The organism is Streptomyces sp. NPDC059248, assembly GCF_042753905.1.
Lineage (GTDB): Bacteria > Actinomycetota > Actinomycetes > Streptomycetales > Streptomycetaceae > Streptomyces.
Map to the genome: position 1 here is coordinate 35,519 of NZ_JBHYZV010000061.1, position 14,507 is coordinate 50,025.

The 14,507-nt window shown below is 74.2% G+C and carries 9 protein-coding genes; 6 read left to right on the forward strand and 3 right to left on the reverse strand.

The window, feature by feature from the left end:
• Positions 1-125 precede the first annotated feature (125 nt).
• Entirely contained in the window at positions 126-1,280 is a 1,155-nt protein-coding gene (locus tag ACFXG1_RS24120) for an ROK family transcriptional regulator (protein ID WP_384744503.1), read from the forward strand.
• A 289-nt stretch (positions 1,281-1,569) separates the two neighbouring features.
• Here ACFXG1_RS24120 and ACFXG1_RS24125 read toward each other — a convergent pair whose 3' ends face one another.
• The 3 genes from ACFXG1_RS24125 to ACFXG1_RS24135 all read right to left on the reverse strand — a co-directional run bounded on the left by ACFXG1_RS24125 (position 1,570) and on the right by ACFXG1_RS24135 (position 4,733).
• The gene (locus ACFXG1_RS24125) at positions 1,570-2,334 is read right to left on the reverse strand and encodes a GntR family transcriptional regulator (RefSeq protein ID WP_384744497.1); all 765 of its coding nucleotides are present in this window, start codon (positions 2,332-2,334) and stop codon (positions 1,570-1,572) included.
• Between the two features lie 256 nt (positions 2,335-2,590).
• Positions 2,591-3,556, reverse strand: a complete 966-nt coding sequence (sigJ, locus tag ACFXG1_RS24130) for an RNA polymerase sigma factor SigJ (RefSeq protein ID WP_384717799.1) — start codon at positions 3,554-3,556, stop codon at positions 2,591-2,593.
• 130 nt (positions 3,557-3,686) lie between these two features.
• Positions 3,687-4,733 carry a DMT family transporter gene (locus ACFXG1_RS24135; protein WP_384717796.1) on the reverse strand — a complete coding sequence of 349 codons (1,047 nt, stop codon included), beginning with the start codon at positions 4,731-4,733 and terminating at the stop codon, positions 3,687-3,689.
• A gap of 48 nt (positions 4,734-4,781) precedes the next feature.
• On the opposite strand from ACFXG1_RS24135, the gene ACFXG1_RS24140 reads away from it, so the two are divergent.
• From ACFXG1_RS24140 to ACFXG1_RS24160, 5 genes are all read left to right on the forward strand, one after another.
• On the forward strand, positions 4,782-6,239 hold the full coding sequence (locus ACFXG1_RS24140; protein WP_384717793.1) for a PLP-dependent aminotransferase family protein: 1,458 nt from the start codon (positions 4,782-4,784) through the stop codon (positions 6,237-6,239).
• A gap of 37 nt (positions 6,240-6,276) precedes the next feature.
• Positions 6,277-7,758, forward strand: a complete 1,482-nt coding sequence (locus tag ACFXG1_RS24145) for an SWIM zinc finger family protein (RefSeq protein WP_384717790.1) — start codon at positions 6,277-6,279, stop codon at positions 7,756-7,758.
• Complete coding sequence (locus ACFXG1_RS24150) at positions 7,755-10,538, forward strand: DUF6493 family protein (RefSeq protein ID WP_384744500.1); 2,784 nt, start codon at positions 7,755-7,757, stop codon at positions 10,536-10,538. The genes ACFXG1_RS24145 and ACFXG1_RS24150 overlap by 4 nt, the downstream gene beginning before the upstream one ends.
• Positions 10,539-10,615: 77 nt before the next feature.
• Positions 10,616-12,067 (forward strand): GNAT family N-acetyltransferase, encoded by a 1,452-nt coding sequence (locus ACFXG1_RS24155; RefSeq protein WP_384719642.1) that lies wholly within the window; start codon positions 10,616-10,618, stop codon positions 12,065-12,067.
• Between the two features lie 652 nt (positions 12,068-12,719).
• Positions 12,720-14,402: a DUF885 domain-containing protein gene (locus ACFXG1_RS24160; protein WP_384723167.1), complete on the forward strand. Its 1,683-nt coding sequence runs from the start codon at positions 12,720-12,722 to the stop codon at positions 14,400-14,402.
• Positions 14,403-14,507 lie beyond the last annotated feature (105 nt).

The window sequence follows — 14,507 nt, forward strand, 5'->3', positions numbered from 1 at the left end:
ACGGGTCCGTCCCCGGCGTGCCGCCTTGCGCTCCGACCGAGGACGGTGCGAGGGGCACGGTCAACGAGTACGATCCGGCAGACAACGCGCCCGGGCTGCACGAGCCGGGGCTGGAAGGACACACGGTGGGGCGGCTGACCGGCGGAGACCCGTCCTTGTTGCGGCGGATCAACTCCGCGGTGGTACTCCATGCCCTGCGGGGCGCGGGATCTCCCACGCTCACGGATCTGACCCGGGCCACCGGCCTCTCCCGGCCCACGGTCGAGGGGGTCGTCGAAGGCCTCATCGAGACGGGCCTGGTGGCCGAGAGCGTGCCCGAGGAGGGCGGCGCCCGGCGGCAGGGACGACCGGCGCGCAGGTTCCGGTTCCGGGTGGAGGCGGGGCATCTGCTGGGTATCGAGATCGGCCCGCACCGGGTGGCCGCGCTGGTCTCCGGTCTCGACGGGCGGATCATCGGCGCGGCCTCGCGCGACGTATCGGACACCGCGTCCGCCGACGACCGTCTCGACCGGGTCCGGGTGGTCGTCGCCGACGTCCTGCGGCGGACCGGGGTCTCCCGCTCCAATCTGCGGGCGGTCGGGGTCGGCTGTCCGGGCATCGTCGAGACCGACGGAACGGTTCGGCTGGGGGTGGCGCTGCCCGGCTGGACCGGGCTCGCCCTCGGCCAGCGGATCCAGCGGTCGTTCCGCTGCCCGGTCCTGGTCGAGAACGACGCCAACGCCGCCGTCGTCGCCGAGCACTGGAAGGGCGTCGCCAAGGACTGCGACGACGTGGTGTTCGTCCTGGCGGGGCTGAGTCCCGGCGCGGGGTCGCTGATCAACGGGCGGCTGCACCGGGGCTTCGGCGGGGCCGCCGGGGAGATCGGCGCGCTGCATCTGCTGGGCCGGGAGCTGCGGCCCGAGAGCCTGCTGTCACCGACGGACGAGCCGCTGCACCCGCTCGACGAGCAGGCGGTGACCGAGGTCTTCGCCCTGGCCAAGCACGGGGACGTGCGGGCCCAGGCCGCCGTCGACCGCTATCTCCAGCGGCTGGTGCACGATGTGGCGGCGCTGGTGCTCGCGCTCGATCCCGAGCTGGTGGTGATCGGCGGCTGGGCGGCGGGTCTCGACGGCATCCTCGAACCGCTGCGGAACGAGCTGGCGCGCTACTGTCTGCGCCCGCCGCGTGTGGTGCTCTCCCTGCTGCGGGAGGCGGCGGTGGCGACCGGGGCGCTGCGGATCGCCCTCGACCATGTCGAGGACGAGCTGTTCGCGGTGGAGGCCACGTCGGCGCGCGCCTGAGCCGCCGGGGCCGGTGACGGGGCGCGGACGCGTCTGGGGGGGGCGTGCGTACGGCACGTCCCTTCCGGATCCCGTCTCTTCCGGATCCGTGGGCCTTTCGGCGCGGCGAACCGGCTCGACATCGCGAACCGGCCCGATACGGCAAAGGATCGATACGACGAACCGGCCGCCGCCGGGCCCGGATCCGGTGGGGGGCGGATCCGGGTTGTCGGCGACGGCCGGTCGTCATCAGGCGCTGTGCCGGGCGGACGGTGACCGTCCGCCCGGACTTCCGTACGGGAGCGGGGGCTCAGGAAGCCCGGCGCTCCTCGGTGTGGTGGCTGATCCGGACGTCGCCGGAGTCGCCGAAGGTGAGCCGGCAGGTGTCGGCCCGGTAGGTGGCGACGGAGACCGCGACCGTACGCCCCCGGGAGAAGTAGCGGGTCGTCACGACGAGCACGGGCGAGCCGGGCAACCGGTCCAGCTCGCGGGCGTCGTCGGCGCGGGCCGAGCCCAGTTCGACGGCGCGGTCCTGGCCGTCGAGGTCGAGGCGCTGCAGTTCGCGCAGGACGCACCGGGCGCGGGCCGCGCCCGACGGCATGTCTATGGCCGGCAGTTCGGGCACGGACCCGGCGGGCACATAGAGCTGTTCGGCCGCGAGCGGCTGGCCGTGGGTGACCCGCAGCCGCCGCAGGGCGTACGTCTCCTCCCCTGCCGCGGTTCCCAGGATCCCGGCCACCGCGGTGGGCGGGACCGTACGGTCGCAGTCGAATGCCTGCCAGGCGTCCTGCGTGGCGCCGGGCCAGGTGTGGTGGGTCGTCGAGACGTCCACGCCCAGGCGGGGCGGGGCGACCGTGGTGCCCACTCCGCGGCGGCGCTGGAGACGTCCTTCCAGTTCGAGTTGTTCGAGAGCCTGCCGGAGCGTCGCGCGGGCGACCCCGAACCGGGCGGCCAGCTCACGCTCGTTGGGCAGGATCTCCCCGACCGCGAAGTCCGAGTCGAGGGCTTCGCCGATCACGTTCTTCAGGTGCCAGTACTTCGGCTCCGGCACAGTTTCCAGCTGCGTGGTCCCCACCCTGATCCTCCGCGATCGCCGTGTCAGCGGCGGCTATTCCGCGCCTTTGATTACGTTCTTTTTTAAAGGTTCCTGCACTATCCCTGCGACCATAGGGCGGGCCGGAACCTTGGTCAAGACCAATCCTGCCCTGGTTACGCTCTGAAGTCGACCGGTTCCCCTGTGCGTTCACGAGCTGTTAGCACCCCCGTGAGGAAGATGCGACTTCGACTCCGAAGGTTTCCGGACACCGCCCCCGACGTGCGGGAAAAGCGCGTCAGACCAGCGTGGGCACAGGGCTGTTTCCGGACGGCGGAAGGCCCGCGAGGGCACCCAGCTTGTCGGGGTTGCGAAGGATGTACACACAGTCGATTCGTCCGGCCACAACACCCAATTGGAGTACGGAGTCGGGCATTCCGGCGGACAGGACGAGCACCGAGGGGACGCCGTTGACCACCACGGAGCGGTATTCGACGGCGGCGGGCGGGCGGCTCGCCGCCCCGACGAGGAACCGGCCGACCTTGTCCGCGCCGGCGATGACCCGCAGCGGCGCCTTCGCCTTGCCGCCGCTGTCGCCGACCAGGGTGGCGTCGGGGGCGAGCAGGACGAGCAGTTGACCGAGGTCGCCGCCCGCGGCCGCGGCCAGGAAGCGCTCGGTCACCTCCCGGCACCGGACCGGGTCGACGTCGTACCGCGGTCTGCGCTCGTCGACATGGCGGCGCGCCCGGCCCGCCGTCTGCCGTACGGCGGCCTCCGTCCGGTCGAGGGCGGTGGCGATCTCCGCGTACGGGAAGCCGAACGCCTCACGCAGGACGAACACCGCGCGCTCGACGGGCGACAGGGCCTCCAGGACCACCAGGACGGCGAGGGAGACGGTATCGGTGAGGACGGCCCGCTCGGCGGTGTCGGGGACCGTGCCGCCGGGGGCGCCCGGATCGCCGGTGGGGACCGGTTCGGGCAGCCAGGGGCCGGGGTACGACTCGCGTCTGGCGCCGATCTGCCGGAGCCGGTCGACGGCCAGCCGGGTGGTGACGCGTACAAGATAGGCGCGCGGCTCCACGACGGCGGAGCGGTCCCCGGCCGACCACCGCAACCACGCCTCCTGGACCACGTCCTCGGCGTCGGCGACCCGGCCGAGCATCCGGTAGGCCACACCCGTCAGCAGCGGGCGGTGCTCCTCGAAGGCATCGGTCAAGGGGGTGGAAGGGTCGGTCGCGGGGCCGGGCGCGGGGTCGTTCACCACCGTCCCATCCCAGCCCACCGGAGTCGGCGTGTCCAGGAGGGCCCGGCCGCGCGGACCCCGGCGTGACCGGTCTCACGGTCAGCACACGGGGATATGCCGGCGGGGACCGTCACCTGGTCCCCGCCGGCTTTCAGTGGCGACGCTCCGCCACCGGATCCCCCGAGGGGTCGGGCGGGCTCCCACCATCGGTGGACTCCCGCCCCGGGGGACGCTGTTCCCGCTTCCGGAGCCCGTCGGCCCGGGAGCGGCGCAGAGTGAGGACTCCCGAGCCCAGGGCGGCACCGGCGCCCACCAGGACCCCGCCCGCGGCCTGGGCGGCGCCGAACGCGCCCACCCCGACGAGCGGGGCGGTCAGGGCCGCGGAGACCGGGATCATCCCGGTGAAGAGGGTGGCGCGCTCGGTGCCGATCCGCTGGACGCCCATGTACCAGGCGACGAAGCCGACGACGGTCACCGCGGCGGCCTGCCACAGCAGGGCGAGCGTCTCGGTGCCGGTCGGGACGCGCACCAGAGCGGCGCCGTCCACGATCAGACCGATCACCACCGACTCGACCGCGGCGACGGCGCAGACGCAGGCGGTCAGCAGCCGGGGGCCGAGCGGACGCAGTACGGGCGCCGCCAGCACGGCGAACCCGACCTCGCCGACGAGCGCGGCCACCGACCAGACGATGCCCGCCGTGTCGGTACGGCCCCACCCCTGGACGGTGAACGCCCCGGCGGCCACGAGGAGCGCCCCGTACAGCACCGGCCTGGTCGGGCGACGGTTGTTCATCAGCGGGACGAGAACGGCGACCACGACGGGCGCACAGCCGACGAAGACGCCCGGTACGGCCGGTTCGGCGGTGCGCTCCGCCGCCAGGACCGCCAGGTTGAAGCCGACCATCCCGATGCCGGCGACCAGCCCGATCCGCACCCATTGGCGGGCGGTGAGGGCGCGGACGGGGGCGAGCGCCGAACGGCCGCCGACGAGCGGCAGCAGGAGCAGGAAGGCGAGTCCGTAGCGGAGGGCCTGGCCGCCCGCGTACGGATAGTCGCCGAGGACGCTGTTGGCGGTGAAGGACGCCCCGACGAGGGCGTAGGCGAAGGTGACGAGGAGGATGCCCTGCACGGCGGCGGTGCGGCCGGGCGCGGGGGCCGGGTCCGCCGCGGGAGCGGCCCGGGTGGCGCGTTGCTTCATGGTCACCGACGTTAGGCACGGACGCGGTCCCCTTTAAGGTCCACTTCCATGACGTCATCGAGGACCACTTCCGGTACCCCGGCCGCGGACGGTCCGCCGCCGGGCGGCGGCTTCGCCTGGGAACTGCTGCTGTCCGCCGCCTCCGCCCCGGCCAGGCGGCGCGGCAGGACCATCCAGGAGGCGCTGCGGGACGCCGTCCGCTCGGGCCGGCTGGCGGCGGGGACCCGGCTGCCCTCCAGCCGGGCGCTCGCGGCGGATCTGGGCGTCTCGCGGGGGCTGGTCACGGAGGCGTACGAACAGCTCGTCGCCGAGGGGTATCTGCGCAGCGACCGGGGGGCGGGTACCTGGGTCGGGGACGCGGTACGCGCCGGGGCCGCCGCCGCTCCCGGTCCCGTACCGGGGAATCCGTCGGCCAGGGTGAGTTTCCGGCCAGGCTCGCCCGATCTGTCGCTCTTCCCGAGGGCGGCGTGGTCGGCCGCGTTCCGGACCGTGATCGGGTCGCTGCCGCACCGGGCGCTCAGCTATCCCGACCCGCGGGGTCTCGCCGGTCTGCGGACGGCGCTGGCGGCGCTGCTGACCCGGCGGCGCGGGGTGGTCGCCGACCCGGACTGCCTGGTGGTGTGTGCCGGGGTCACCCAGGCCACCACGCTCCTCGGTCTCGTCCTGCACGGCCACGGGGAGCGGGCGGTCGGGGTGGAGGACCCGGGCAGTCCGGTGCACGGGCCGGTGTTCGCAGCGTGCGGGCTGCGGATGACGGGGCTGCCGCTGGACGCGGAGGGGCTGGCCGTCGAGCCGCTGCGCCGTTCGGGGGTGAGGACCGTGATGACCACACCGTCCCACCAGTTCCCGACCGGGATCGCGTACTCGGCCGGGCGCCGGATCGAACTCCTCGACTGGGCGCGGTCCGTGGACGGGCTGGTGATCGAGGACGACTACGACGGGGACTTCCGGTACGACAGGGCGCCGGTGGGCGCGCTCCAGGGCCTGGACCCGGACCGGGTGGCGTACACCGGCTCGGTGAGCAAGTCGCTGGCGCCGGGGCTGCGGATGGGCTGGCTGCTGGTGCCGCCGCGGCTGGTCGACGAGGTGGTGGAGCGCAAGCGCACCATCGACCTGGGCAACCCCTCCGTCGACCAGGCCGTGATGGCCCGCTTCGTCGAACACGGCGACTACGACCGGCAGCTGCGGCGGTGCCAGCGGGCGTACCGGGAGCGGCGGGACGTCCTCGTGGGGGCGCTGGCGGAGCGGTTCCCGGGGGCCGAGGTGAGCGGGATCGCGGCCGGGCTGCACATCATCGCCCGGCTTCCGGAGCGGTACGGTCCCGAGGACCGGTTCCTGGCGGCGGCGCGGGCCGCGGGGGTGTCCGTACGGTCGGTGGCGCAGCACGAACTGACGCCGGCGGCGGACCCGGGGCCGGGGGTGCGGCTGGTGCTGGGGTACGCCCACCTGGCGCCGTCGGAGATCGTCCGGGGGGTGGCGCTGCTGGCGGCGGGGGTGGGCCGCTGAGGCGCCGTTGTCAGTGGGGGGATCTACCGTCGTTTCCATGACACGAACCACGCAGGCGCTCGCCTACTCCCGGCCCTCCGCGCTCAGTTCAGCGGCGGGCGGGGACCTCCTGGGCCTGGAGACCTCGGGCGGGCTGACCCCGGCCGGGGCCGAGGACAGCCCGACCTTCTTCGCCGGATTCCTGGAGTCGCCGCAGACGGCGGCCCGTGGGCTGCTGGCCGTGGCCGATGTCGCGGCGGCCCGCTATGTCCGGCCGGAGCTGCGGCGGCTGCTGGACCCGGTGGTGACGGGCAACGGCGACCGGCTCCGCTTCGAGTCGTTCTCCGGCTGCTGCGGGGTGTACGCGCGGCTCGACGTCCTGCGGGACGGGCTGGGGGGCGCGGAGACGGGCCGCGGCACGACCAATGTGGATGTCAACGATCCGCTGCGGAACGCCTTGTCGCGGCTGACCGGGGACAGCCCGCTCCATCTGCGGGTGGGCCCCGGGGAGATGGCGGTCACGACCCTGGACGGCTCGGTGGTGGAGAAGAAGGTCCCGCTGCCGGACCGCTGGCTGCGCGGGTTCGCGGAGGCCCAGGTGGCGACGGCGGGGTTCGATCTGCGGGCGGAGCTGTCGGCGGCGGAGACCGTGCGGTTCCTGCGGTCGCTGCCCCGGTCCAGGAGCGGCGGTTCGTCGCGGGGCGCGATCTGGGTGGTCCCGTCGGGACGGACGCTGCGGCCGACGACCCGGCCGGTCGCGGGAGCGGTGTGTCTGCCGGGGCCGGAGCGTCTGGAGGCGTTCGGGCGGCTGCTTCGGCAGGCGAAGGCACTGCGGGTGTACGGGCCGCCGGTGGTGGACGGCACCCCGGTGCCCACGGCGTGGGAGCTGGTGCTCCCGGGGATGCGGCTGACGCTGACGCTCTCGCCCGACGCCTGGCGGGGCTTCTCCGGCGAGGGCGGGGTGCTGGATTCGCTCTCCGCGGACGAGGCCGAGGAGGACGCCGAGTTGCTGTCGGTGCTGCTCGCCTGGGAGCCGGAGATCGACCCGGTGGAGCTGGCCGACCGCTCGGGTCTGCCGGTCGCCCGGGTCAAGGCGAGCCTGGTCCGTCTGGGGACCTCGGGCCGGGTGGGGTACGACGTCGCGGACGCCGCGTACTTCCACCGCGAGCTGCCGTACGACGCCCGGCGCGTGGAGCGGCACAATCCACGGCTGGTCGCGGCCCGGGAGCTGCTGGCGGCGGGCGCGGTCACGGCCGACGCGGACGGGGTGTCGGCCGCGGTGGCCTCGGGCGGGCGCGTCTACCGGGTACGGGACGCGGGCGGGCGGCTGCGCTGCACCTGCGCCTGGTGGGCGGAGCATCAGGGCGGACGGGGGCCGTGCAAACACGCCTTGGCGGTACGGATGGCCCGGCGTGGACCGGCCGCGGACGGCGGGGAGCCGGGCGCGGCGGCAAGTGCGGCGTCGGGTACGGCGGCGAGTGCGGCGTCGGGCACGGTCGTGGGCGGCGGGACCGCGGCGGGCCGGGGAGGCGCGCGATGAACGAGCTGATGGAAGCGGTCCGCAAGGGGCGGGCGCACCTGGTGCCCCGGCTGCTGGAGCCGCTGGGGCCGGCGGAGCGCAAGGAAGTGCTCGCCGAGCTGAAGAAGTTCCGGACCGAGCTGCGGGGCTGGTCCTGGCAGCAGTGGGAGCAACGGTCGAGGGCCGCGATCGCCGTCCTGGTCGCGGGCGCGGGCTGTCAGCCCGGGGCGGTGTCGGCGGCGACCTGGATCGGCGCGGCGGATCTGCGCATCGGGCGGCCCGTACCGGTGCGCCCGGTGCTCGACGTGCTGGCGCACCGGGACGGCGTATGGCTGGGGAAGGTGGCGCACAGACTGGCGGGGCGGGCCAACCTCACCGAGGACGACATCCAGCTGATCGACGCGCTGGTCGAGCGCTCGGGCTGTGCCGTCCCCACCGCCGACGGGTATGTGACGGGCTGGGTGGGGACGACGGCCCGGCGGGGCTCCCGGGCGACCGGGGCCCTGTGGCAGGACCCCAGGGCCGCGGTGCTGGCGGTCCGGATCTTCGAGCTGCCCCGGATCCCGGGCACGATTCTCTGGGAGGGCTTCCGCGAGCCGGGCGACCCCTGGCCCGCCGGGCTGGCGGCGCTGGCCGAGCACGGGGTGGTGAAGCGGTCGGAGCTGCTCGACGCCTGCGTCGCGCGGATCCTGCGCGGTGGGAAGCCGGCCGAGATGACGTTCTGTCTGGCCGTCCTGCGCGCGCTGGATCCCGGCGACGAGGAGCGGCGGGCCAGGATCCCGGACTGGCTGGGGATGGCGGCCGACGGCACCCCGATGGTGGCGTCCTACGCCCAGAAGACGCTGACGGAGCTGGACCGGCGGGGGGAGCTGCCGGACGACGCCCTGGTGGCGATGTCGGAGGCCGTGCTGTTCCGCCGGGAGAAGGCCCTGGTGCGCGCGCAGCTCGTCCTGGTCGACCGGGCGCTGAAGCGGACTCCGGGGTCGGCGGAGCGGCTGCTGCCGGTGGTCGGTGAGGCGTTCGGCCAGGCGGACACCGGGATCCAGGACCGGGCGCTGAAGCTGGTGGCCCGTCATCTGGGGGACGTCGGGGACGCGGTACGCGAGGATCTGGCCCTGGCCGCCGACCGGCTGAGCCCGGCGCGGCGGGAGGAGGCCCGTGCCCTGCTGGGGGTGTACGGGATGCCGGACGACGAGCCGTACGAGGAGGTGCTTCCGCCGGTCACGGCCCCCGGAGCGGTGGCCCCGGCGCCCGGGTCGGTGGCCGAGCTGGTGGAGGAGGTGCTGGTGGTGATGAGGTCCCGGGAGCTGACCGTGGACTTCGAGCGGGTCGTGGACGGGATGGTGCGACACGGCGCCGAGGACCGCGGGGCCCTCGCGGCGGCGCTGCGCGAGGCGATGCCGAATCATTGGTGGGCCGGCGATCCGGACGACGCCTCCGCCTTCTCCCACTACCAGGAGCGCTACTTCCGGCAGAACGACGGGGACATCGACTTCCTGGTCGCCGCCGTGGCGACCCGGCTCCCCTTCGACCTCCGGATCCTGGGGGCCGACGGCAAGGATCCGGGGGCGTGCCCGCACGAGGCGCTGTCGGGCCTGCTCTCCGCCCGGCTGCGGGAGGTCGCCTACCGGCTGCGGATGGATCCGCCGCCGTTCCTGCTGGCGACTCCCACCCGGGACACCGGCGCGCTCGATCCTGGGGTGCTGGTGGAGCGGCTGCGGGAGTACGGACGGCTCGGGGCCGTGCCGGGGCCGGTGGACTTCGGGCAGGCACTGCTGCGGGTCCGGCGCGGCGCGGGCGGCCCGGCGGCCGAGGACGCGGCGGCGCTGGGCACCGCCGAAGGGGACCGGCTCGCCGCCTGGCTGCGGGGCGAGGGGCCGGAGCTGCCGGCGCTGCGGACACCGGGCGGGCGGCCGGGCCCGGACCAGGACCAGGAGACCGCGGAAGACAGGGACGGCACGGCAAGCACCGAGAACGCCGAGAACGCTGCGGAGCCGTCGGCCCGTGACCGGGGCCGGGTGGCGCAGGCCGTTCTGAACCCGTTGCGCGACGCCCGGGACCTGCTGGTGATGAGGCGGACCTATCCCCGTTCGTTCCACTGGCTCGGGCGGGCCGTGCGACCGCACCGCCGGTGCCGGCAGTTCGGTCGTTGGCGGCCCTTCTGGCGGCTCGTCCTGCCGTACGAGCGCGAGGCGCTCGCGGTCTGGCTCCAGGCCGGGCTCGCCATGAGCGGCGAGGGGGAGAACCGCGGGATCACCGCCGGGCTGATCTCGCTCGCCGAGGCGGAGTCCGGTGACGGGCCCGCGGGGCCGGGGCTGCACCGGGCCCTCGCGATCGGTCTGGGCGCCGAGCGTTCCGAGGACCGGCTGGCGGCGGTGGACGCCCTGTTGTCGCTGGCGGCCCGCGGACAGCTCGATCACGCCCGATTGGCGCGGGAGCTGGTCGATTTGGTGGATCATGGGGTGGTGATACCGACCCGGGCAGCCGACGCGCTGGACACGGCCGCGTCGAGCGGTGCGTACGGGACCGTCTGGTCGGTACTCGGCCCGGCCCTGCCCCGGCTGATGCGGTCCGTCCCGGTGAACCGGGGACTGGGCAGGGTCGTCGCCGTCGCCGCCGAGTGCGCCGAACGCAGCCGCCCGGCGGTCGCGGAGGAGATACCCGGCCTGGCGGAGTTCGCCGGGCGGAAGGGCACCTCCCAGGTGGTGGTGCAGGCCGCGCGCCTGGCCCGGGCGCTCTCCGCGACGACCTCACCGGCGGTGCCCGTCCCGACGGACACCATGGATCGAATGACCACATAGGACACCAAATGCATGCTTTACCCATCAGTCACACATCGTTCGCGATCACGCAACACGCCGCCGCCACAGTGGTGGACATGACTGATGCGACCTCCCGGGTGAGCGCCCGCCGATCCCACGACCGACGGCGGGTATGCACCGAACTGACCGCGATACTCACGGCGGTGACCGTCGCCGGGGTGTTCGCCCATCGGACCGGACACACCCCCGGCGGTCCGTCTTTACTGATGACAGCGCTGATGACAGCCGTATCGGCGGTCGGGGCCGTTGTCGTGTTCCCCCTGTGGCGGGCTCGACGGCACGGCTCGCGCCCGCCGTCCGGGACCTCCGGCACCTCCGGGACCGGTGAACCGGGCACCCCGCGTGGGGACGAGCCCGTGACCGCGGCCGGGTTCGGTACGGCGGGCGCGGCGGCCGCGACGGATCACGGCCCGGACGGGACCGTTCTGCGACGGGTGCGGACGACCGTCCGGGACGAGCCCGGCAGCCTGGCCGCGCTGTGCGCGGCGCTCGCCGATCTCCGGATCGACGTCGTCGCCCTCCAGACGCATCCGCTGACGCGGGGCACCGTAGACGAGTTCCTGCTGCGCACGCCGGGAACGCTCCAGGCGGACACGCTCCGGGAGGCGATCGCGCGGGCGGGCGGCTCGGAGGTCTGGATCGAGCGCGCCGACGCGCACGACTTGGTCGACACCCCTACCCGGGTCCTGGGTCTGGCGATGCGGACGGCCCTCGATCCGGCCGAGCTGCCGCTGGCGCTCCGGCAGTTGCTGGGCCGCTGCACGATCCGCTCCCGGCCGGCCGACGGGCCGGAGGACGCCCCGGTTGGGGAGCGGGCCCCGGTCGAGGGCGCGCTGGAGGGGACCGTGATCCGGCTGCGTGATCCGCGGGGCGGCACGGTCACCGTGGAGCGGCCCCATCTGCCCTTCACCCCGACCGAGTTCGCGAGAGCCCGGGCGCTGATGGAGCTGGACGCCCGGCTCGACCCCCGGACCCCGCGCGGCAAGGACCTCCACACCTTGCCGGAGGGCGAGGAGATCGTGGTGCGCCGCGCCGACCAGGGCGATCTGGAGGCCGCGAAGGAGATGCAGCTGCGGTGCTCGGAACGGACGCTGCGGGCGCGTTATCACGGCCCGGTCGCCGACGCCCACCGCTATCTGGACCATCTGCTGAGCCCGCGGCACGGGCGGACGCTGGCCGTGGAGACCACGTCGGGACGGCTGGTGGCCCTCGGTCATCTGCTGTGGGACGGGGAAGAGACCGAGGTGGCGCTGCTGGTCGAGGACGCCTGGCAGCGCAGGGGCATCGGGTCCGAACTGCTCGGGCGACTGGTCCTCCTCGCCCGGGAGACCGGCTCCCGGGGGGTGTACGCGGTGACCCGTTCGTCGAATACGGGCATGGTCGCCGCGATGCGGAGCCTGCGGCTGCCCCTCGACTACCAGGTGGAGGAGGGCACTTTGGTGATCACGGCGCCGCTGGACGCGGCAGGGACGGATCCGCGACGGCCGCACGAACACGCGGAGCACTGAAAGGGGAACGGGGAGCGGGGAGCGGACGGCAGCGGCGTCGGACGTCGAGACGGCTGCGGCGGCGGCGCGGCCATCCGGTCGGTCGCGGTCATCCGACCGGACAGCGGCACCAACGATATCGCGCCAAAGATCCCGCCGCTCTCCTCAGGGGCGGCGGCCCCGGCACTTGCCCCGGGCCTGTGACACCCGTGCTCCGGGCCGGAGTGCGGAGCCCGTGGTCAGGGCCGGGGCACGGGAAGGAGCGGGATCGCCCCTCCGGGCCGCCGGGCGGAGGGGAGCGCGCGGAGGCGGCCCGGCCGCCCCGGGCCGCGAACTACACCGGCGCGAAAGCACGATCCATACGCGACGTCCGAAGTCAGCTCGTGCGGATGACTCGAACGAGTGATACAGCCGACCGATTCCCGCGCCGGCCGGTCCTGCCCCGACCCCGGCGGCGGTACGGAGCGGGGCGCGGGCGAAGCCGTACGACAGGAGACGAAGGGCCGGGTACGACACCGGGAAGGGCGGCCGCGCGGCCGGTCGGGGGTGTGCCGGGGCCGGCGTCGACCGGGTCGGCGGAACGGTGGTCCACCAGCCATCGGACGGTCGTTCACCGGCCCGCGGGTCCCGCACGATGGTGACGCCGCCGCCCCCGCTCATAGAGGATGTGTGCATGTCAGTCACCGCCAGCATCGTGCTGCCCCGTCAGGTCGCCGACACCTATCTCGACGCGCTCGTCGCCCTCGACCCGATCACCGGCACCTATCTCGGAGTCAAGGAGAGCGCCGACCTCCTGCCCGACTTCTCCCCCGACGGCCAGGAGGCCAGGGCCGCCCTCGCCCGGGAGACCCTCGGCCGGCTGGACGAGGCCGAGAAACGGCCCGGCGCGGAGAGCGATGCCGAGCGGCGCTGCGGACGGCTGCTCCGGGAGCGGCTCACCGCCGAACTCGGCGTCCACGAGGCGGAGGAGGGGCTGCGGGCGGTGAGCATCCTCGACTCCCCGGCGCATCTGGTCCGTACGGTGTTCACGGTGACCCCGACCGCGACCGAGGAGGACTGGGCCGCCGTGGTCCGGCGGCTGAACGCCGTTCCGGCCGCCCTGGAGAGCTATCGTGCCGCTCTCGCGGAGGGGCTGGAACGCAAGCTGTACGCCGGGCCCCGGGCGGCCCGTACCACCGTCGGCCATCTGACGGAGTGGATCGGTACGGACCGCGGCTGGTTCGAGGAGTTCGTGGCCGACGGGCCCGATTCCCTCGCCGCCGAACTGGCCGGGGCCGCCCGGGCCGCCACCGAGGCCCTGACCGGCCTGCGGGACTGGATGCGCGACGTCTACGTCCCGACCGTGGCCGATGCCCCCGACATCGTGGGCCGTGAGCGCTACGCCCGCTGGTCGCGCTACTTCAACGGCACCGATCTCGACCTCGACGAGGCGTACGCGTACGGCTGGACCGAGTACCACCGGCTGCTGGCGGAGATGCGGATCGAGGCCGGGAAGATCCTGCCCGGCGCGGACCCCTGGGAGGCGCTGGCCCACCTCGATGTCCACGGCCGCCATATCGAGGGCGTCGAGGAGGTAAGGACCTGGCTCCAGGGCCTGATGGACGAGGCCATCGAGGCCCTCGACGGGACGCACTTCGAACTCGCCGAGCGGGTGCGCCGGGTGGAGTCGCGGATCGCTCCCGCGGGCAGTGCGGCGGCCCCGTACTACACGGGTCCTTCCGAGGACTTCTCACGGCCGGGACAGACCTGGCTGCCGACCATGGGCGCGACCCGGTTCCCCGTCTACGACCTGGTGTCGACCTGGTATCACGAAGGGGTGCCTGGCCACCATCTCCAGCTGGCCCAGTGGGCACATGTGGCCGACCGGCTCTCCCGCTACCAGGCCACGGCGGGCGGCGTGAGCGCCAACTGCGAGGGGTGGGCGCTCTACGCGGAGCGGCTCATGGACGAGCTGGGCTTCCTCTCCGACGCCGAGCAGCGGCTGGGGTATCTGGACGCGCAGATGATGCGCGCGTGCCGGGTGATCGTCGACATCGGGATGCATCTGGAGCTGGAGATCCCGGCGGACTCGCCGTTCCGTCCCGGTGAGCGCTGGACGCCAGGTCTCGCGCAGGAGTTCTTCGGCCGGCACAGCGGGCGCCCGGCGGAGTTCGTGGAGAGTGAGCTGACCCGCTACCTGTCGACGCCCGCCCAGGCGATCGGCTACAAGCTCGGCGAACGGGCCTGGCTGCTGGGGCGGGAGAAGGCGCGCGAGCGGCACGGCGACGCCTTCGACGCGAAGGCCTGGCATATGGCGGCGCTCTCCCAGGGATCCCTGGGTCTCGACGATCTGGTGGACGAGTTGTCGAAGCTGTGAGCCCCGGGCCGGTGGGCGGTCCTCGACCACCGGCCCCGGCGACTCCCCCCGCGTTCGCCGGGGTCCGCGGCGGACGCCGCCCACGGAGTTGATACCCACTCCGGC